The organism is Leptospira congkakensis, from assembly GCF_004770265.1.
Taxonomy (GTDB): Bacteria; Spirochaetota; Leptospiria; order Leptospirales; family Leptospiraceae; genus Leptospira_A; species Leptospira_A congkakensis.
This window is the reverse complement of the sequence record NZ_RQGQ01000014.1, coordinates 219,455-239,853: the sequence shown is the minus strand read 5'-3', so window position 1 is coordinate 239,853 and position 20,399 is coordinate 219,455. Positions and strand designations below refer to the sequence as shown.

The following is a 20,399-nucleotide window of genomic DNA, read 5'->3' as shown; positions in this document are numbered from 1 at the left end:
CCTCGCCTATGGAATGACTGGAAATTCACGCTATTTAGCAGAAGTTCTACGAGTCATCCTACCAAAACACAAAAATAAAGAATTTTTTCTCTATACGAACAAACCAGTTCACCCAGTGTTTCATGATCTTCTTGGACCCAACACAAAAGTGGTTCTGGAACCCAAAAATATTCCTGGACCAATTTATTTAAATTTTATTCTACCAAGACGACTCAAAAGAGATGGAGTGGAAGTATTTTGGGGCACCATACAAATGTTACCTTTTCTCAAACTCCCCATTCCCAGTTATGTAAATTATCATGACCTAAACTTTATTTCTGCGCCAGAAACAATGGCTAAGTGGAACTACATACAACATAAATTTTTGTCCCCCGTCACGATGAAAAATGCGGACAAAATCTTTTGTTTATCAAAAAATACTAAGATCGAAATTGTTAATTTCAATCAAAACTTTGAGAACAAATGTATTGTTGTGTATCCTGGGGTTTCCAAACCAAAACCAACCAAAGAAACACAGAAGTTCCCAAAAGATTTTTTTCTGACAGTGGGAACCTTAGAACCTCGGAAGAATATCAACCGTTTAGTGGATGCATTTTTAGATTTTAAAACCAAACACCCTAAAGACAAACATTCACTTCTCATTATGGGTCGGAAGGGTTGGGGTGAAGAAGGAGAGTTTTTATACCAAAAACTAAAAGACTCCAAAATTCAAAACTTAGGGATTCAATTCATTGAAAAACCGGATGATAAAACCCTTGCAGAAGCATTTAAACAATGTAAGGCGTTCTTTTTCCCATCCCTTCACGAAGGATTTGGACTTCCCCTTTTGGAAGCAATGTTAGAAGACAAACGTTGTGTTGCCTCCGATATCCCTGTATTTAAGGAAATTTTATCTGATAAGTGCGATCTATATGTTTCTCCAAAGGAAACCAAGGATTGGACTCGTAGTTTTGAATTGATGTCGGGTCCAAAAAAACCCAGATCTCCAAAGTTCCCAGCCAAACAATGGACTTGGGAAGAAACAGCTAAAAAAATAGAAGAGGTACTCTTTCAATGAAAATAATTCGCAAATGGATTTCTAAATGGAAAGAATTCAAAAGTAAAAAAGAAGCCGCTTATTTTGGAACCACGTTGTATGATGAGTTAACAATCAACCCACTCCCATCTCTATTTCTCATCATTGGGACTGTTCTTTTTTTCACTTATAGTTTGTCTTATGCCTTTTATTTAGGTAAGTTTTTTTATTGGTTTGTGGGAGTTCTTGAGATTACTAAAGTTTTAAAAATCCCATTTTTAGATGAACTCCGGTATTACCACTACCTTTCTGTTTTTGTATATTTTTACATTGCCATTTCATTTCTAATTGACGTTAGTCGACTTTTGAACAAATGGAATCGGAGAACTGTTTTTGTTAAAAACGAAATCTGGCAAATCCAAAGATTTGGGTTTGGAAAAAAACTAATCAAATTCGATATTCAAACCGAAGGGTTACAACTTGGGTTGGAACACGGTGGACTTGCTGATTATTTGGGTTGGAATCGCCTAGTATGGGAAAAAAATGGAACACTTGAATTTTCCACTCCTTATTTTTTTCCGTATAAAAAGAATAAAACCATCATCAATCGAATTTTGAATCGTTAAGAGTGGATTTGAATTTTTGAAAAAGTTATTCATTCTCCTTTTTATCCTTTTTCTTTTTTTATTTCATCTTAGATTCCTCTCACGGGCCTTTGATTGGGATTCTTGTGTTTATGCACTCAATATACAAAAAGATAGGATCGAATCAGCATTTTTTAATCCACACCATCTTGGATTTGAATCTTCTGGTTTACTCTATTGGAAAATGATTCGTTCAATTTATCCGACAACGGATATTATGTTTTTTTTGCGGTTACGGATTTTAAGTTTTTCATTATTTTTTTTAGGTTTGTTCATTTGGCTCTATTACAAACTATATAAAGACATATTTTTAGGTGTGATTCTTGCTCTCGTCATCCAAGTAAGCCAAGCATTTTGGTTCTATAGTTTACACAATGACACTCCCCTCATTCATTCTTGTTTGATGGCAATGTTGTTTCTATTAACAATCTATTACTTAAGAAAAGGGTTATCTACCAGACACCTCGTAGTTTTATGGATCATCCAACTTTTTAGCATTTACTTCCATCAATCGAATGTGATTCACTTTGGGATGGTTCCCATGGCAATATTTTTATCTCCGAATAGAAGTATGGGTAAAAAATTAAGAATCATATTTTTCTATTTAACCTGCCTTGGCGTAGCCACAATTCTCTCTTATTTATTCGTTGGATTCATTATATTAAAACGTGGCCTTGGACCCTTAGATGAAAAACATTTTTCCTTTTGGATGTTTTTGTATGCTGCCATCAACCGTTGGGGGACAAGTCTCGGAGAAGAAAAAAACTACGTTTTGTATTTTTACAGAGGGATTGGAGACGCTTTTTTAGTATTCCAGAACGTCATTCCGAAGTTCCGAGTGAACCTATTTGACTTCCAAAATCCAAAACACCTTCCCTACAATTTGAATCTTTTATTCTGGATTTTTAGTTTGTGTCTGGGAATTTTGAATTTCCGTACTATGTGGGCCAAATACAAACAAGAACTATTGGTGATGCTGTTTTGGCTCATACCTTCCATTGCTTTTTATACATGGTGGGAAGGTTATTTTTTCGAGTTTTGGGTCGGTACAACTATCGGGTTATGGATTTTGAATTCTTATACTTTACAATCCTTATCGATACCCATATTACCAAAATTTTCTAGTGCCCTCCTCCATACAATTTATCTGGTTTTATTTCTTTTTTACTTCAGTACTAATTTTACATTTTCAACTCTTCCCAGATCTATCGGCCCTAAGTTTGGATACACCGAAGGAATTCAGGGACCTGTTGAAAAATTGGCAGAAGAATCAATTTACCGCTAGGAACCAAACAAATGTTATTTAACTCCTTTGAATTTTTAGTTTTTTTCTTTTTAACCATCATTGTAGGGAACATTCTAAAGAACCGCTGGCAAAAACTCTTTTTCCTACTTACCAGTTACTACTTTTACATGGCATGGCAACCATCATCTATCTCTTGTACAGCGATGGCACCAGATGGTTTTAAGTTTTATACAGACAGACTTTATTGTGACTTCAAAATCAATCCGTATGTTTTTATATTAATTTTTTCAACAATCATTGATTACTTTGCCGCAACCCTAATTGAAGCAAAAAAAGACGACGATAGCACAAGAGGATGGTTACTGGTTCTCTCTCTTGTGGTGAACATTGGAACTCTGGGATTTTTTAAATATACGGACTTTCTTCTTGGAGTCATCAATGACATTCATCTTCTAGGCGCGTATCAATTCCCAAAACAAAACATTATCCTTCCTGTAGGTATTTCTTTTTATACCTTTCAGTCCATGAGTTATACCATCGATGTATACAATCGTAAAATTGAAGCTCGAAAATCATTTTTAGATTTTGCGTTATATGTTGCATTTTTCCCACAACTAGTCGCAGGGCCCATCGTACGTGCGGAAACATTCTTTCGAGATTTGGATTTTCGTTTAAGTGTTTATAAAGAACATATAGAAGCTGCTTTTGCTTTGATTCTAATTGGGTTTACTAGGAAAATTGTTTTTGCAGACAACCTCGCTAGAGTTGTGGATTCCACATTTGCCAATTACCAAAATTTAAACTCCATTGAAATCTGGACAGGTGCCCTAGCATTTGGATGGCAAATCTATTTTGATTTTGCAGGATACACAGACATCGCTATTGGCGTTGCAAGGTTATTCGGATTTCAATTCAATCCTAACTTCAACTTCCCTATGTCATGCAGAAATATTGCAGACCATTGGTCCAGATGGCATATATCCTTTTCCACATGGATCAGAGATTACATTTATATTCCATTAGGTGGTTCAAGAGTAAGTCTTATTATGTACATTCGAAACATAATGATCACTTGGCTTTTTGCTGGTTTATGGCATGGCGCCGCCTATCATTATGTTGGCTGGGGAATTTGGCAAGGGACCATGTTACTTTCCCACAAGTTTTACGGAGATACCAAACTAGCTAAATTTTTGAATGGTAAAGGTGGAATCGCTTACGACTTATTTGCACGAATCTTTACTATGTTCTGTTTGGCATTTGGTTTTATTTTGTTCCGTGCGGAAACAATGGAAAAAGCCATCCCGATGATGAAAGCACTTGTTTTTCTAAATGACTCAGTGGCTCCACTCACTCGTTGGACCAACTATAGATTTGGAATTTTGCTAGTGATTTGTTTTACCGCAAGTTATGTTTTTTCAAAAAGACAAATCCCTACGCTTCTCACAGGAAGTTGGATTAAATATACTACTTTTGTCATTGTGAATGTATTGTTATTATTACTTTTTGGAGTCACTGAAAGTCAGAACTTTCTCTACTTTCAATTTTAAATATGAATTTATTAAAAGAAACAATCTTATTTCTTACAGATAAAAAGTTTGTAGTCGCAATAACTTTTCTATTATCATTCGAAATTCTTTTGCAATTTGGTTTTTATAAACCTTATTTGAAAAAGAATTCCTACGCATCCAATATCAATCGAGTAACAGAACATGTTATTTCCAAACGAAATGTATTGGATCCAGATATATTGATTGTAGGAACTTCTGTTGCTTTCGAAGGGATCAGTATTCGGATTCTAAACGAGAAGTTACAAAAGTCAGGATGGAAAACACAATCGGTTGCGGTTCGTGGTTCAGAACTAATTGTCCAACACCGCATTTTAGAAGAGTATCTACATGAATTCCCTAATGTAAAAATCATCCTACATGTGATGGAACCAGGGATGCCTTGGGTTGACCGAAAAAATATGGTAGATCCCACCATGGCAATGTTATCCGAATTAGGAAACTTTAAGGCAATCCCTTCAGCTCACGAATTCGAATACGATTTAGATTTTTCAAACTACCTATTCCTTACTTTTAAATCCGTTGCTTATCGCAAAGATCTTTCTGATCTTGTCATCAATTTTAACGAAAGATTAAAAGCCATTTCAAGAAATCGCAAAAATCCAAACACAAATCCATGGGACTATGAAAATGATCATCCTGAATCTATTGAAGATTACAAGCTTACAAACGTTGAGGATTGTTTAAATCGTTTGGCTTTGGGTAATCCCATTGAAATACCAAAGGCCTCTAATCCAGACCATAGGCGAATGTTATTTGAAACTTGTGGTGTGGCCAGTGTTGTTCCACAAGATTCAAATGCTACAGAAGATACAAAACGATATTTCCGAAGATTAAAAAAAATGTACAACTTTGTTGGTAATAAAAATATTCATATCATCAATGTTTTTGCACCCTATTCTGATGTGATTCGAAAAGTAAATAATGAAGGCCGAATGAAAGTTTGGTTAGATGGATTGACAGAAGCTTTGGCATCTCAACAAAGTTTGGATCAAATGGATCTTCAAGATTCTTTAGGAACAACCAACGGTAAGTATTGTTTTGATTTGATTCATTTGAATCAAGCAGGGATGAAAGAGTTCACCGACGTTCTCGCGAATCAACTGGAGAAAAAACTTGGAAAACGATGATATCACTCTAAACCAATTGCAGTCTACAGTCAACGATTGGATTCAAACGATTGGAGTGAGATATTTTTCAGAACTAACAAATTTGGCCATTCTTATGGAAGAAGTCGGTGAACTATCAAGACTGATGGCAAGAAAGTATGGAGACCAATCGTTCAAAGCAGGAGAGTCCGCTGATAAAATCCCGAGTGAGATTGGCGATATTTTATTTGTTCTTACTTGTTTAGCGAACCAAATGGGAATCTCATTACAAGATGTTATCCAATCCACTATCAAAAAAAATACCAACCGCGACCTTAACCGACACAAAAACAATCCTAAACTTTAAGATTTGCATCGATAGGGATACCAGCTTCCCTTCGAATGGCGTTCCAATAGGAAGCCAAATGTGCTGGATGAGAGTTCATATCCGAAATACAATATTCAAATTTGCTACGAAAGATTGGATTTGTATTTAATACAGGTTCATACTTAGGATAATCAATCCACATATCTTTAAAAAACTGTTTCTGGCCCTCATAATCATAATCTTCTCGGAAAAACATATATGCATGGGCCAAATCATGAAGAAGATGTTCAAAAGCATCTCGTTTTTCTTCTACTAAACTGCCTTCCAACGCATGTTCCCAACTAATAGTTGAATATCGATAACCATGACTTTGTGATTCTAACATTTCCAAAGAACTTGGATTATAATTTATCAGTCGGATATCCCACTCTCCTAAATGCCATTTCCAAAGTGCAAATCGTACGGTATCAGGCATCCCATAAAACCGAACCACTTCTAAAAATTCTTGCGATTGGATTCGATTGGGTAATGGTTTACCCATTCTAAGAAAAGGATGTTTTTTGACTCTGCTTTCTAGGTATAAAAGAACAAGTTGGAAACTTAAGTGACTGTCGGATATTTGACCCGATTCCCAATCAGACTTTAAAGAAATTAAATTGGGCAGAATGGCTTTGGCTTCTATTTTTAATTCTGCTTCTGGTATACAGATTTTTTTAAAGGAGCCGTAGATTCGGCCATTTTCATGGGGCATAAATACTAATTAGAAAGTCCGTAATACTCCGTTCCATGGTGAAACATCCCACTAATTTCTCCACCAAGAAAAAATAATGTACCATCTGAAAATTTTACACCGGTATGTTTTGCTATACTGTATTTGGACATACCCATATCGAAAAAATTATTACTCTTTGAATAATCAAGTTTCTCTATCATCCGACTTGGTTCAGTTGTATCATAACGGAACGCACCGCCATAAAATAGAATCCCACCATCAGGAAGTTCAGAAGCTACACTCCACTCACGTTTATACTTTGAATTGGCAATGGTATAGATTTGATTACGAGTTATATCAAACAACATGGTAGAATTATTCAAATTAGATAGTTGAGCACCATAAATTAAAACATTCCCATCCACAAGTTTCATACATTTTAAAACTCCAACAGGAACTGGCAATGTCGGCCCCCAAGAGAAGGTTTGTGTAATAGGATTATAGAATTCTGTTGTATCTTTCGGTGAATAAATTCCATCAGTACCCCCAATCACAAACACTCTACCATCATTAAGTAATACGGAACATGAAAACGATCTTGGAGTCATCATTCGATTTGTAATTTCTGTATAAGTTCCAGTAGAGGGATCATAAATTTCTGCAGTATTTAAAGAAGTAAAATAGGCAGGTGTTATCGGTGTAAAATCACGAATTCCTCCTAAGATAATCACCTTCCCATCTTGGAGTTTGACTGCATTGTGTAAGTGCCTTGGACCATTCATATTTCCCGTTGGAGTGAAGGCTGTCGTTTCGGAATTAAATACATAACTTGAAGTTAATGCGGTTGCTGTTGCCGGAAGAATCCCTCCAGAAATAAGAATATTTTTCCCATCCAACATCACACCTCGCTCTCCGCGAAAAATCTGAGGTAAACTAGGATTGGTTAGTACAAAACTGGAAGCACCTCTTCTTAAAATTTCCGCACTGGAATTCGATCCATAAATTGCGATTACATCTCCGTCATCATTTAAAAAAGCTTCAAATTCAGATCGACCTTGTATTAACGCGGGGCCTGCCACTAACCCGATAAATTGTACTGTTATTGAATTTGAAACTAAATTACCGGCATTGTCTCTTGAATTTAAAAATTGTAGAGTGAGTGATCCTGGATCATTGGATGAAAAATTAGTTTCAAAATATACTCGATACGTTGTTTCAGTCACTTTCTGTACAGACCGAAGTACGATTGAAGAAGCTAATGACCCACTCAATATGGGAGGTCCAAAATTTGCTAATGGTTCCGATACAGTAAAGTCCCAATACCTAGCAGAAAAAAAAGTATAATCAGTGATAGGAATGTAACCATTGAGAGAAACTGTCGGAATTTGTGTATCGATGACGATAGAAATTTTGTCATCCAACAAAGTTTCACCTGCATTCGATACAACTCCAGAAAGTATCAATTCATACCGGCCATCACTAGTTAGTGGGTCAAAAGAAACTAGAAGTTGGTTAGAGTCAACCTTACTAAAGTGAATATTGGAAAACACTACTTGATTTGCAGCTGCCAAATAATCAGCATCCAGATTCGCAAGTTCTCTGTTACACTCTAGTAATACCTGATCTACATTTCCTATCGACTTACCCTTGGTGTTGGTGGCACAATTGAAGGGAGTAGTATTTAAAAAAGTGCTTAACAATAATCCTTGAGTCGATTTTTGATCATATAAATTTCCGAATTCACCTGGGAACTTACATCCAATCGAAAAAAATAGTAATAAAGGAATCCACTTATTCAAAGCTGTATTCCTCCGTGTTCCCGAGAATTTCACCAATCCTACCACCAAGAATCATTCCTCCACCAGCGGATGAATAACGAATCTCACAACCTTCCCATCGTGCATTTAAGGAACGACTTGTCATATAAAATCGATTGTTTGATTCCGACCACGACTCGGTGTCATGAATCGAATCAAATGTGGATCCATTCACAGTACGGTATTCTAAACCACCTGCGACTATGAGTTGGTCTTTTCCATAGGGAAATACAAAAGAAGAACCCCACTCCCTACCAAATAATAAATTTTTATGATCTCTAATTGTATCAGTTGTTGGATTATAAATCTGAGCTCGTAGTACCGGCTGGCTAATATCAAAACGTGAGTCAACACCCCCTAAAATCAATATTTCGCCATTACCCAAAACATGAGCAAAATGATTAAATCTTTTATAAAGTTTAGCCGTTGAACTTGTGAGAGTTTTGGAATTTATATCATAGATTTCAATTGAATCCAATGCATAGGCATTAAAGTCATTTGCCATAATTCCTATCGCATCAGACCGTTCCCCTCCAAAAATAATCACCTTACCAGAGGAATGGGAGAATACTTGTGTTTGTTTCCCTCTAGAATCAGATAAGTTCCCAATAGTTTCAACAGTCATCGTTGCTGGATTATTTGTAATGTGAACCAACTCAACCATTGCAACCGACTGAAAAGGTTTAAAAGGGCTAAGACCTCCTACGACCAATACATCACCATTGGGTAGAACTGTCATTTTATGTAACTGTCGTGGTGTTGTAAGATGTGGACCTTCTGTCCAAACATTGGTAACAGGGTCGTAGACCTCTGTAGAACTCAATCCTCCATTAGATGGATCCCCAACCTTCCCACCAAACCCACCTGAGGCGAAAAGTCTTCCGTCAGGAAGTTTTACAACGTCAAACTCCTGCCTACGGTAAACCATATCAGGACCTTGAACAAATTGTTTGGAAATCGGATTGTAGTATTCAACATGGCTCAAAGTTCCATTGCCGTTAATCAAAACATCTTTTTTGGCTCGCCCACCAAATACAAAACGCCGCCCATCGTTTAATTCAATACCAACACAAGATCTTCTCGCCACATTAAGATTTGGTCCACTGCGAAATGCAAAAACATTTATGGGAACCATAACTGTGTCTTGTGAATTGGATGCTTTGTCTTTTACATTTGATAAAGAAACAGTTAGTATACCACCATTTGAATTTGGATTCCCAGCAAATAACAATCGAATATTACGGGAAGAAACAATGATATCCGAAACAACCAAACTGTTTTTAGCAGTTCCAGACAAAGTAACCTGGGAAAGTTTTCCATCCCATACAATGTCTTCGTTTGAAACGATATCTAAAAATCCAGACTGCAATTCTGATATATCAATTCCATTCCCTGTCCTTACTTCCAAAACTGGCGGATGAGAATCTATTTCAAAATCAAAGTTCTCGGGATTTACTAAAAGTGATTCGTTTAAATAATAATCTTTTAAGTTGATATTAAATTTCCCACTCGTAATAGAAGGTTTCATACGAACTTCGTATAAAAATCGACTCCTTGGAATTACTTGTGATATAGGGCTTATCCCGGCTCCGGAAACGGGTAATTGTAATCCATCCTCTTTGCTCGTAAAATCATGATTAGTTGATACGTAAATAATACCGCCAGGTTGCACTCGATTGGTGGAAAATTCCATGGTGACAACAGGATCCAAATTCAAAAGCAACAACCCTAAACTTGTTGGCGATTTTGGATCATATAAATTGTTACCCGGTGTTATTTTACACGAGATCAAACAAAAAAGTAGAATGGCAAACTTAATCTTTTCCATATAATTCTACCCTTCTATCGTTTAAGACTGAATCACCAAATATGATGACCCCTCTTGCCGTTTGTACAGCAGTATGTTCCGAACGAGCGTTCATCATCGTATCTACGACAAAATTTCTCTTTTCGGTATGATCATATAATTCTAAAATTCCAGATTTATAATAAGTATCAACCCCGCCAGTGTAAAGAACTTGAGAACCAGAATAGGGAATGATGGAACTCCCATTTTTGGTTCTAGTCGTAAAACCATGAGTTTTTGTTGTCCAACTGGTTTCATTCCAAGATTCAATACTACGAGAACCAACAACACTGGCTCCTCCAATTACCCCACCTAATACCAAACGATCCCCACCAGGGACAGGGATACTTGTTACATTAGATCTTGATGTGGGCATTACGTTCCCAATTATATCCATTACTTGTGAATCTAAATCCAAACGTCTGATCGAATTTGTATAAACCGCAAAAGGATCGATTCGATCCTTCCCTCCAAAAAATAAAATATCATTCTTCTTACCATCATACTCTGCAAAATGAAACACTGTGTTCATCGGGAGGTTAGCAGTGGAGTTTAAAATTGTTGATGTTCCTACTTGCACAGAAACAAGTTCGTGTTCATTTGTAATTGCAGTATGATCATTCCCAACCTGGAACTGACCACCTGACAGAAGCAAGTCGCCGTTTGGCAAACAAACCATCGTATGACCATATCGTCTTTTTTGTAAAACAACTGGAAGTTCTACTACCGTTTGGTCATTACTCTGGATTCGATAGATACGATTGCTAATTTGAGAATTGGCAGTCACAGAACCGGATACGGTTTTTCCACCAGATAGATACACCACTCCATTCGGATTCGTACACACTGCCATCCCCATTAAACTTTGGCTCAAAGGGGGAAGGACCGTAGAGATCCCCGTCTCTGGATTTAAAATTTCTACAGTAGCGACAGTGATTCCGGAGATAGCAACTCCTCCGGCGAGTAAAATCCTTCCATCCAATAAAAGAGCAGAGGTAATATGGCCTTTTGCTTCCGAGATAGAACCGATATAACGAGGATAAGGAAACTTAAACTCGAATTGTTTACCAGAAAATGAATAATTTCCAAATGTTTCCGGCCTTTGGATGAATAAAGAAATAGGTTCTCTCCATTCAGACCTAGAAGAAACCGAAAACAAAACACGGATTTTTGATTCACTGAGTGGGAATACATCTCTTAAAACCAAATCGTCTTTATAATTTTCTGAAATACTAAAATTGGTTTTTGTAAAATAAGAAGCGACTGGTTCACTGATATCCAAATCTAAAATTTCAGTTTTTATAAACGATGGATAATCATTCGTTTGGTATCTAGATGTAATTTGAATTTCGTTTTGAAATGCTAGTGTTGTTAATACAGCAACAGATCCACCAGTCAAAGTTTTGGGATCGAAGATATTCTTCGTTTGGTCTTGGATCGTACATTGAAAGAATAATAAAGTTATGAATAAACTAAAATTGCATCGCATAACCTAATTTCCCAATTCTATCCGTACCCATGTAACCTTGGTTTTCCCAGTGAAACTCGAGCCAAACACCCGACTTTTCCTTAGGATTGGGTCCTAATAGATAAAAATCAAACACATTTGCCGACCAAAGTACAAGAAGTGCGGTTAGAGCTTGTGATAGATTGGCTCTGGAAGTTTCCATACGTTGTCTATGAGGTTCAATCAAATAATAATTAAGAGCTACTGTTTCGGCAACACGAGAATTGGGAGGGATCCCGATTGCAGATTCATAGGTTGCTTTATCATGCATATAGGTGTTGTACTGAAAACCAGCGTATAAAACACCTAAGGCAAAAATAGACATAATCACCTTACCCTTTTCTTCTTGGCCCCGTGCATATTGTCCCCAACCAGGAAAAAGAAAGGAACGGAATGCATACGTTGGATTGTAAGGATTAAACAGAGGAGCATCGGCAAGAGAGGTCTCAGGATTGACCGCGTAAGTGAGAACGGTATCTTCGGATTTCTCCGCATATTCTTTTGTATAAGGTTTTTGTAATTTTTGATTTGTTTTGGACCAATCTCGAAGAGCAGAAACTACATAATTGGACAACTCTGAATAAGAGACCTCTCCATTGTAATTGGAATCTGCCCGACCTTCCAACCCATAAATCAAAAACTTAGTAAAGACTCCGTAACCAGACTTTGGATCTTCATAACTAGAGTACCCAACTTTAGTGGAGTAAAATACAGAAACTATTTCAGAATCTCGGAAACCAGAACCTTCTAAATACTTTCTACCCTCTTCTCCTTTTCCATCTTCTGGATTCCGACAAGCATCAATAAAGAACAGAACACGTTTCAATTTATATTTTCTTGTCATTTCGAGGAGTTGTTCTACGGCAATCCCAGTTTCGAATGGTTTTTGAGGGTTTGCATCTTCCGGAAGTAAATACACTCGATCATTATAATCCACCACACCATGCCCGGAAAAATAAAAAACGAACAAGTCTTCTGGACTAGTCTCTTCTAACAAAGCTTCCAAATGGGATAAAATATTATATTTTGTTGGAGTTGAACTTACAGAACCCTCTTGAACCAAAGTTTGGATCCTGTTGTAAGATCCGTAACTAAACAAAATCTTTGTCATCCCAAGGGCGTCACTTTTGGCTGTTTTTAGATCCCCAAGAGATAACTCTTTATATTCGCTAACCCCCACTACAAATCCAAACCGTTTTGGAGTGGGGTCTGCTCCTAAATAAACTGGCATAGTCAAAAATAAGAATATTAGGATTTTAGATTTCATTGAGAGGTTATTTTAAGAGGCTAAATCTGCTGCTTGTTTTTCCAAACTTAAAGTATTCTCACCTACTTTTCTAGCATTAATAACAACTTCTCTGTTAATTTCATCCATTTTTTGCACAACGGCAACCATCTGATTTTTATCTTGATTTAGCAGTTTTGATTCCTGGTCCAATTCCCGAGATATAGATTCAATTAAATCTAAAGACTCAAGTACTTCATTGTTAATACTTTTTTGAGAATTGATTTTGTTTGTGGCCGTTTTAATGACCGCACTCAGAAGTTCGTACTTTGACTGAAGAGCTTCTGTTTGTTTGAGAGAGGTGGACGCAAGCTCCGTCCCTTCCTGAATGAATCGATTCGAAGTTGTAATGATTTTTTTAATCTTAGTGGCGTTTTCATTCGAATTTTCAGCTAATTTTGCAACTTCTTGCGCTACAACAGCAAATCCCCTTCCATGTTCCCCAGCCCTTGCGGCTTCAATGGAAGCATTAAGTGCAAGTAAATTCGTACGGTCAGCAATCTCCGCCATAATATCATTCACTTCACTCACTTCTTTTTGAGACTCATTGACTGATCGAAGTCTTTCTTCTAGATTTTTAACTGTTTCAGAAAGGACATTACTTCTATCTTGAAAATCATCCATATTCGCATTTAATTCTTCTACAGAAGATCCAATTTCTGTAATGCTAAGTTTTAACGTGTCTGATTTATGATTCAACAAACTGATTTGGTTGTGTTGTTTTCCTATATTATTCACAGAAGTTTGGATACTTTCGGAAAATGAGGAAACAAACTCGGTTAATTCATGGATGGATTTGTCTTGGGATTCAATTTGTAAATTAAAATCCGTTGTGATGGCACGGATGGTTTTTAAAGTATTAATCAGTTCGGAACCAACCCTGACTAAATTATTATTTAAGTTGTCTGCTGTTAACTTTTCGTTCTCTGCAATTTTTTGTCTTTCTTCCGATTCATTTTTGATTTCGTTTAATAAATTGAGAACTGCAGAAGTAAGATATCCAAAACAAATCAAAAATAAAACTTTGAATACTTCATTCGAAATACCAACTGTATTCTTTTGACTTTGGAATCCCTCTACCTCTTTAAACTCAACTCCCTGTCCATAACCAATGACAGAAATCATCACCAAACAAAACGCAGAATAATAGGTACTCATGAGTAATGTTCGTTTGGAAAATAAAAATGCCGAATACACTACATAAAAATAATACAACACATAGAGTGTGGGTGACTTAATTAAGTCTGCAGCAACCCCACTGCCACCCATAAGACCAGAGGCAGTAACAGCAAAAAGAACCGTGATGTCCATAAGGATCAGAACCTTAGGAAAAAATGCACCCAACTTTTCCTTTTTGAATAAATAAGCCTGAAGACCCCCATATAAAAACATACAGGTTATCCCCACTAGATAACTCATGGTTTGTAATGTAGTGGAAGTTTTATAAGATCCGAGGGTTGCGATGATATAAAATCCCGCGAGCAGAAACCTGACTCGGTTTACATAGACCGGCCCAAGTTCCACCCAGCTTTTCTTAGTTTTTATTGGTTCTAAACTAGTGATCTTCGACATAGGATGATGATCGGTTAGTGAAAGCGAATGGGAAGTGATTTTCTTTTTTTACACTCTGAAAACAAAACTCGGTTGACAAATTATAGCTTAATATTAAACTATTCAATATGGAAACATTAAAACCCAACAGCAATTCCGTAGGAAAGAAATTCCACCCCGCATCCGAACGTGGGCATGTCAATTTCGGATGGTTGGACAGCCACCATTCCTTTAGTTTTGGTCATTGGTACCATCCCGAAAAAACCAACTTCGGTGCCCTCCGTGTGCTGAACGATGATATCGTAGAACCAAGTATGGGTTTCGGCACCCATCCTCACCAAAATATGGAAATAATTTCTATCCCACTTTTCGGTGAGTTGGCCCATAAAGATAGTACAGGTACGAATGGTATCATTCGCACGGGTGACGTACAAATTATGTCTGCGGGTTCGGGAATCCAACACTCGGAATTCAATCATAGCAGCGAAAAGAAGGTAAATTTTTTGCAAGTGTGGATCCTTCCGAAAGTAGGAGGAATCGAACCAAGATATGCACAAAAAACCTTTTCGGAAGCTGGTCGAGTGAACCGGTTTCAAACTGTTGTTTCCCCCATTGATGAAGAAGCCGTTTGGATCAACCAAGATGCTTATTTTTCTTTGGCAACCTTAGAACCAGGAAAAGAACTTTCTTATTCTGTCCATGCACAAGGCCAAGGAATCTTTACTTTCCTAATCAATGGAAAACTGAAAGTAGAAGACACTACCCTCGAACGTAGAGATGCCGTTGGGTATTGGGGCAAGGACGAATATAAGTTTCATGCAGAAGTCAAATCAGAGTTACTCGTGATTGAAGTTCCGATGAAATAAAAAAACGAGAATTTAAAAAAAGGGGAAACAATTTGTTTCTCCTTTTGAATTTACATCTAAAACGTATGACCAATATCAATATAAAACAATTGGTCCTCTCGGGAATAAGCATAGTCCAGTAGAATGACTGTAGCTTGGTCCCAAATCAGCCGCAATCCCAAACCACGCGCATGTTTGTAACCGATTGCGTTTACATCCCGAAGTTTGTCCCAAACTCGACCCACATCATAAAATGGAACAATACTCAATTGGAAAAATTGATCCCAAAGTGAAAAACTTCCCACACGGTATCGTAACTCAATATTATAAAATCCAATCACAGGTCCAAAAAACCGTTCTTGTCTATACCCACGAAGGGTGTTCTGTCCTCCGAGAGCACCAAACGGACCATCAATGGAAAAAAGATAACGATATTCAAAAAACGGGACTTCCCCTTCAATTTTAGTCAGTGCCACACGTTGGGCGATGACAAACTCTTCGAAAAGTTTTGGGAACGGTTGGTAAAAATTTTTAGCCTGTGCAAAATGTCTTATATAATTAAAATCTGATCCAATGGTTCTTTCTGCTTTATTGATATTGTATTCAATCAGCCAACCTCGATCGGGATCTGGTTCATAATCCCTTGTATCGTAAGCAATTCCTGCACGGACATAGTTTAGGTTTCCACCATTCACACCGATGATTTTTCCGGAACTGGCATCCTCCGTAAGTTTAGAACTACCTTCAGTAGCCGGAACTCTTACATTAGAGATGGGTTCTCTGCCTTCTACAGAAGTTCCATCATACCGCCTAACAGTATTTTTTGAAAACTCAACCCCAGCCCAAACCCTGAATACCTGGAAAATTGTTTTATCCGCAGCAAACTGGCTATAGGTAGTATCAAATTGGTAGTCATTATAATGTTGGTTAGAACTAAGTTCTTGCCCGGGCCCTCTGTTCCTTACGTAAGAATTTGTTTTTTCAAATTCTGAATAAGTAGCATTACGAGTGATACGGCTTCCATCCATATTTCTATCTTTAAAATAAAGAGGTTCTAAACTTTCTGTTCCCACACCAAAATACTGATTAAAAAAACTCGCATCATGGCCCACATAAGCTCTCAAACGGTAAGCGGTATCGGCAAAATAAGGGGCATCCCAAGCTAAATAATTATTTTGGGTCCCACGATTGGTTCTGTAAATTCCAACAGAAAACAAATGTTCGTAAGGAGTGTACTTAAAAGAAGAGTCTGATTTGGTTCCGTTATAAAAAATATTAGCGAGTATCCCAAGCCCCGATCCATTCACAGCATCGTTTCCAAACAAAGGAAGACCGGTTGCATACCAACCTTCTTTTTTTTTGGACAGTTCGTTCTCGTCTAATTTTTTAAATTCACCAATCCATTCTGGTACATCAGAACTTCTTTCTTCGGCATTAAGCGGAATGGAAATCCATGTTGATATCACTACCAACATAAAAATCGAATTCCGAATAAACATGAAGGTTATTTTACTTCGCGGACTTGAATGGTTTCAACTCGATCTTCACCAGCAATGATATCAGAAAGAATGACTACCTTTTCACCCATTTGGAGATAACCATTATTCACAAGAGTTTGGATCGCAAGTTTGATTGTTTTTTCTGGATCAGAAGAAAAATCCACTCGGTATGGAATGACCCCTCTTGTCAGCCAAAGCTTCCGTCTAACGGACGTCATATTGGTGAACGCATGTACAATCGGATATTTCGGGTGAAACGATGCCAAATTATTGGCAGTAATTCCCCGGCGGGTGATTGCAATGATAGCATGTGCTTGCATGGAATCGGCTAAATTGGCAGCAGAACGAGCCATCTCTTCTTTTTGGTCTTTCGGTTTTCTTTGTGCTGCAAGGCCTAGGTTGATCGACATCTCCATACGGCGGGCAATTTTATCCAACATCTCCACACATCTTACAGGAAATTTTCCCATTGCAGTTTCACCGGATAACATAATGGCATCTGCTTCTTCATACACGGCATTGGCAACGTCAGTCACCTCTGCCCTAGTAGGAGATGCATTTTGAATCATAGATTCTAATAAGTGAGTCGCAACAATCACACGTTTGCCTTCTTCTTGGCAACGTTTGATGATCCTTCTTTGGACAATGGGAAGCTCTTCGATTTCGATCTCAACACCCAAATCGCCGCGTGCGACCATAATCCCATCAGACTCGCGAATGATGGCGTCTAAGTTTTTTAAACCTTCTTGGTCTTCTATCTTTGCAATGATTTGTGCATGATGATTTTTTTCATCAATGATTCCACGTAATTGGATCACGTCTTCCGGTGTACGAACAAAGGATAACGCCACAAAATCAATATCCTCTTCCAAACCAAAAAGAATGTCTTTTAAGTCTTTAGGTGTGATCGAAGGTAAGTTGACTCGAATCCCGGGTAAGTTGATGTGTTTTCTAGACCCGAGTTTCCCACCATCTAACACAGTACAAACGAGTTCATTCTCACGAATTTCCTGTACGGCCAAGTTAATGAGTCCATTGTCAACAGTAACTTTGTCACCAACCTTTAGGTCTTTTACAATATCTCGATAGTTTACAAAAACACTTTGGGCTTCCGCTTCCATCCCTGGAATGATATGAAAAGTAAATGTTTCGCCCACTTTTAAATGGAGATCGTTTTGAACATCCCCAGTTCGAATTTCCGGCCCTTGTGTATCAAGAAGGATAGAAATCGGTTGTTTGTGTAATTCATCTTTGTTGAGTGATTTGATGATACGAATGATCTTTCGATGAAATTCATGATCTCCATGACTCATATTGATCCGAGCAATGTTCATTCCAGCCAAAGCCAGACTTCGGATCATTTCTTTGGAAGCAGTCGCAGGACCTATGGTGCAAACGATTTTTGTTTTTCGAGCTCTTAGTTGTTCAATAGCAGGCATAATTTTAAGGTTTTAACCGGGGTAAGATTCTATTCAGAAAGTCTAATTGCGATTCTGCAATGTCGAATTTCTCTTGGTTTGGAAATTTTTCGCTTCGTTGGCGGTCACTCTCAGCTTTCACTTTATCAAAAAGTTTTTTGCCATGTCGTTTTAGATACCCTGTAGAAACAAGGATCGGCCAAGGGAATTTTTCTCTTTGGTTTCGGATAGGAAAACTATAGATTTCTTTTCCGCCAAATTTCTTTAAGAAAAATATCAAATTCTCTTCTGTAAACTTTCCGTTCAATTTAGAAAGTACATACTCACGATCAGGATACACTCCAAATTCCCAAGCTTCATCCAAAATACGAATGATAGATTCAATGGATTCTTTCCATTTTTTCTCTTCTTCAGGACTCCCTTGTTTGACTGGTTCTGAATCCTCTTCGCCACCATTAAATCCGGCAGTAGATGCCTCCGCCTGGTGTGACTGTTTGGATTTTTTTTCTGCGTCTTTTTCGGCCTCTTCCCGTTCTTTCAAACGTGCCTTTACAAGTCGGTCTTTTTCTTGAGAGATCTTTTTAACTTTTTGACTCGCCAAATCTCTGTTTAGTTGCTGTTGCAATCTTGCTTTGATCGGAGGGATTTCAAACTTATGAACCACCATACTGCCCATAATCATTCGCCAAATTCTTGTAAAAAACGGAAGGAACTGGAAAAGGCTTTGTGCTTCGATTTCTTCCAATAAACGTTTTGGACTTTCGTCATTCAAATGAAGAGTCACATTCATTTGGTTTAGAACACGAATTTCTAAATCAGAATGTTTGATCTGAAAAGTTCTTTTGGCAGATTCAATGGCCTGCGGGATACAAGATTTATGAAGGATAAATTCATTATAAATTTTATTATCAGCATACTCAGTATACAAAAGTTCTGGTTGCGATAAAAGAGAAGCACGGAACTCATCAGTCAAAGGTTCCCCACTCACACGAAGTAAGTTTACTTCAACAATACGGCCTGCTTCAGCCAAAAATGCCATCAAATCATCGATTTGTTGTTTGCGTTTTTGTTTTTCTTCTCTTTCTTTATCTTTTTCAATAATCTCATTGAGAACCAAACACTCTTCAATCAGAGTTTTTTGATCTCCATAAGAATCATTCATATATCCTTTAATTTCTGTCAAAAGATTACGAGGAGAACTCCAAGAGTCTTCGGTGACTTCGCCCATCACTCCTAAATTTTTTAGGGCGGGATAAATTGTGTTTTTTGTATAATCAATATAACCATCATAACGATCTGCAATTTCCGATGGCCGGTTGTATAAAAAAACACTTTTGTTTGCAGGTCTTGAGGCAGAGTCATTGCGAAAGAAAAACAAAATCTTATCATCTACCAATTGTTTTAAAATTGGTTTCAAATGGATGATGATAGTTGCATCCTTTTGTACTTTTGTTTTGTCATAAGGGCATTGGAACAGGTTCCCAATTTCCGTAGACGCATAAGTATCAAACAACCTGTTAGAATCCACAGCCGCTTTGATTACTTTGCGCATTTTTTCTTTACCAACATACTTTCTTTTTTCGTTAAACCATCCTTTGATGGCCGAAGTAGAAAGTTCATTCAAGCCCAACGCATAACGAAAAGCGGTTCCCCCATCAGAGGTTGTGGGTCTTGCAAATACGGTATTGTGTTTGATAAAGGTTTTTGGATTTTCAGGATCCCCGGGTTCATTCGGGTGAAATTCCAACACGTTCATTTTTCTAATAATGGCCGGATTTTGTTTATAACTCAGATCGATGACATAACTTTCCGTACGATCACGATCAATCGAACTATCACGTTCAATTTGTTCTACGTTGGGCAAAACTTTGTTTTGTAAAAACTTATCTGTCCACTCAAAGATTACTAATAAAACTTTATAGATCCCTTTATAGGAAAAATCCCCCCGTGAATCCATAGCCTGTACCTTTTGGAGACAGGCGGTGTAATCCATTACTTTTAATTCAGGGAGGTTGGGATCTAACATTTACCGA

16 protein-coding genes are annotated in these 20,399 nt (G+C 37.5%); 7 read left to right on the top strand and 9 right to left on the bottom strand.

What is annotated here, in order from left to right:
* Positions 1-13: 13 nt before the first annotated feature.
* The 6 genes from EHQ70_RS10255 to EHQ70_RS10230 are packed head-to-tail and all read left to right on the top strand — an operon-like array spanning position 14 to position 5,925.
* Complete coding sequence (locus EHQ70_RS10255) at positions 14-1,057, top strand: glycosyltransferase family 4 protein (RefSeq protein WP_135586162.1); 1,044 nt, start codon at positions 14-16, stop codon at positions 1,055-1,057.
* Positions 1,054-1,641 (top strand): LIMLP_18675 family protein, encoded by a 588-nt coding sequence (locus EHQ70_RS10250; protein WP_135586072.1) that lies wholly within the window; start codon positions 1,054-1,056, stop codon positions 1,639-1,641. Before EHQ70_RS10255 ends, EHQ70_RS10250 begins: the two co-directional genes overlap by 4 nt.
* Before the next feature lie 16 nt (positions 1,642-1,657).
* Entirely contained in the window at positions 1,658-2,944 is a 1,287-nt protein-coding gene (locus EHQ70_RS10245) for a hypothetical protein (protein ID WP_135586070.1), read from the top strand.
* 11 nt (positions 2,945-2,955) lie between these two features.
* A complete protein-coding gene (locus tag EHQ70_RS10240) occupies positions 2,956-4,452 on the top strand; it encodes an MBOAT family O-acyltransferase (RefSeq protein ID WP_135586068.1) in 1,497 nt (498 codons plus the stop codon).
* A gap of 2 nt (positions 4,453-4,454) precedes the next feature.
* Positions 4,455-5,600 (top strand): hypothetical protein, encoded by a 1,146-nt coding sequence (locus EHQ70_RS10235; protein ID WP_135586066.1) that lies wholly within the window; start codon positions 4,455-4,457, stop codon positions 5,598-5,600.
* Positions 5,587-5,925, top strand: a complete 339-nt coding sequence (locus tag EHQ70_RS10230; protein WP_135586064.1) for a nucleotide pyrophosphohydrolase — start codon at positions 5,587-5,589, stop codon at positions 5,923-5,925. Before EHQ70_RS10235 ends, EHQ70_RS10230 begins: the two co-directional genes overlap by 14 nt.
* Here EHQ70_RS10230 and EHQ70_RS10225 read toward each other — a convergent pair.
* From EHQ70_RS10225 to EHQ70_RS10200, 6 genes are read right to left on the bottom strand one after another with little or no spacing between them, the layout of a single operon-like run.
* Positions 5,915-6,637, bottom strand: coding sequence for a hypothetical protein (locus EHQ70_RS10225; RefSeq protein ID WP_135586062.1), 723 nt, complete (start codon positions 6,635-6,637; stop codon positions 5,915-5,917). The genes EHQ70_RS10230 and EHQ70_RS10225 overlap by 11 nt on opposite strands.
* 5 nt (positions 6,638-6,642) lie before the next feature.
* A complete protein-coding gene (locus EHQ70_RS10220; RefSeq protein WP_135586060.1) occupies positions 6,643-8,397 on the bottom strand; it encodes a Kelch repeat-containing protein in 1,755 nt (584 codons plus the stop codon).
* Entirely contained in the window at positions 8,390-10,243 is a 1,854-nt protein-coding gene (locus EHQ70_RS10215) for a Kelch repeat-containing protein (protein ID WP_135586058.1), read from the bottom strand. Before EHQ70_RS10215 ends, EHQ70_RS10220 begins: the two co-directional genes overlap by 8 nt.
* Positions 10,230-11,750 (bottom strand): kelch repeat-containing protein, encoded by a 1,521-nt coding sequence (locus tag EHQ70_RS10210; protein WP_135586055.1) that lies wholly within the window; start codon positions 11,748-11,750, stop codon positions 10,230-10,232. Before EHQ70_RS10210 ends, EHQ70_RS10215 begins: the two co-directional genes overlap by 14 nt.
* A complete protein-coding gene (locus EHQ70_RS10205) occupies positions 11,734-13,035 on the bottom strand; it encodes a caspase family protein (protein WP_135586053.1) in 1,302 nt (433 codons plus the stop codon). Before EHQ70_RS10205 ends, EHQ70_RS10210 begins: the two co-directional genes overlap by 17 nt.
* Before the next feature lie 12 nt (positions 13,036-13,047).
* On the bottom strand, positions 13,048-14,625 hold the full coding sequence (locus tag EHQ70_RS10200; protein WP_135586052.1) for a methyl-accepting chemotaxis protein: 1,578 nt from the start codon (positions 14,623-14,625) through the stop codon (positions 13,048-13,050).
* A gap of 107 nt (positions 14,626-14,732) precedes the next feature.
* Between EHQ70_RS10200 and EHQ70_RS10195 the strand changes: the two genes are divergently transcribed.
* Positions 14,733-15,470, top strand: a complete 738-nt coding sequence (locus tag EHQ70_RS10195; protein WP_135586050.1) for a pirin family protein — start codon at positions 14,733-14,735, stop codon at positions 15,468-15,470.
* Between the two features lie 56 nt (positions 15,471-15,526).
* On the opposite strand, the gene omp85 is transcribed toward EHQ70_RS10195, so the two are convergent.
* The 3 genes from omp85 to EHQ70_RS10180 are packed head-to-tail and all read right to left on the bottom strand — an operon-like array spanning position 15,527 to position 20,392.
* Positions 15,527-16,924, bottom strand: a complete 1,398-nt coding sequence (gene omp85 / locus EHQ70_RS10190) for an Omp85 family outer membrane protein (RefSeq protein WP_208729533.1) — start codon at positions 16,922-16,924, stop codon at positions 15,527-15,529.
* 29 nt (positions 16,925-16,953) lie between these two features.
* Positions 16,954-18,387 carry a pyruvate kinase gene (pyk, locus tag EHQ70_RS10185; protein WP_135586046.1) on the bottom strand — a complete coding sequence of 478 codons (1,434 nt, stop codon included), beginning with the start codon at positions 18,385-18,387 and terminating at the stop codon, positions 16,954-16,956.
* Between the two features lie 4 nt (positions 18,388-18,391).
* Positions 18,392-20,392, bottom strand: a complete 2,001-nt coding sequence (locus EHQ70_RS10180) for a hypothetical protein (RefSeq protein WP_135586044.1) — start codon at positions 20,390-20,392, stop codon at positions 18,392-18,394.
* Between the last annotated feature and the right edge of the window lie 7 nt (positions 20,393-20,399).

Bases quoted from the DNA above. Each gene is read 5' to 3' on its own strand.
- EHQ70_RS10255 (WP_135586162.1), top strand. From the start codon at position 14: ATGACTGGAAATTCACGCTATTTAGCAGAAGTTCTACGAGTCATCCTA.
- EHQ70_RS10250 (WP_135586072.1), top strand. From the start codon at position 1,054: ATGAAAATAATTCGCAAATGGATTTCTAAATGGAAAGAATTCAAAAGT.
- EHQ70_RS10240 (WP_135586068.1), top strand. From the start codon at position 2,956: ATGTTATTTAACTCCTTTGAATTTTTAGTTTTTTTCTTTTTAACCATC.
- EHQ70_RS10235 (WP_135586066.1), top strand. From the start codon at position 4,455: ATGAATTTATTAAAAGAAACAATCTTATTTCTTACAGATAAAAAGTTT.
- EHQ70_RS10225 (WP_135586062.1), bottom strand. From the start codon at position 6,637: ATGCCCCATGAAAATGGCCGAATCTACGGCTCCTTTAAAAAAATCTGT.
- EHQ70_RS10215 (WP_135586058.1), bottom strand. From the start codon at position 10,243: ATGGAAAAGATTAAGTTTGCCATTCTACTTTTTTGTTTGATCTCGTGT.
- EHQ70_RS10210 (WP_135586055.1), bottom strand. From the start codon at position 11,750: ATGCGATGCAATTTTAGTTTATTCATAACTTTATTATTCTTTCAATGT.
- EHQ70_RS10205 (WP_135586053.1), bottom strand. From the start codon at position 13,035: ATGAAATCTAAAATCCTAATATTCTTATTTTTGACTATGCCAGTTTAT.
- EHQ70_RS10200 (WP_135586052.1), bottom strand. From the start codon at position 14,625: ATGTCGAAGATCACTAGTTTAGAACCAATAAAAACTAAGAAAAGCTGG.
- EHQ70_RS10195 (WP_135586050.1), top strand. From the start codon at position 14,733: ATGGAAACATTAAAACCCAACAGCAATTCCGTAGGAAAGAAATTCCAC.
- omp85 (WP_208729533.1), bottom strand. From the start codon at position 16,924: ATGTTGGTAGTGATATCAACATGGATTTCCATTCCGCTTAATGCCGAA.
- pyk (WP_135586046.1), bottom strand. From the start codon at position 18,387: ATGCCTGCTATTGAACAACTAAGAGCTCGAAAAACAAAAATCGTTTGC.
- EHQ70_RS10180 (WP_135586044.1), bottom strand. From the start codon at position 20,392: ATGTTAGATCCCAACCTCCCTGAATTAAAAGTAATGGATTACACCGCC.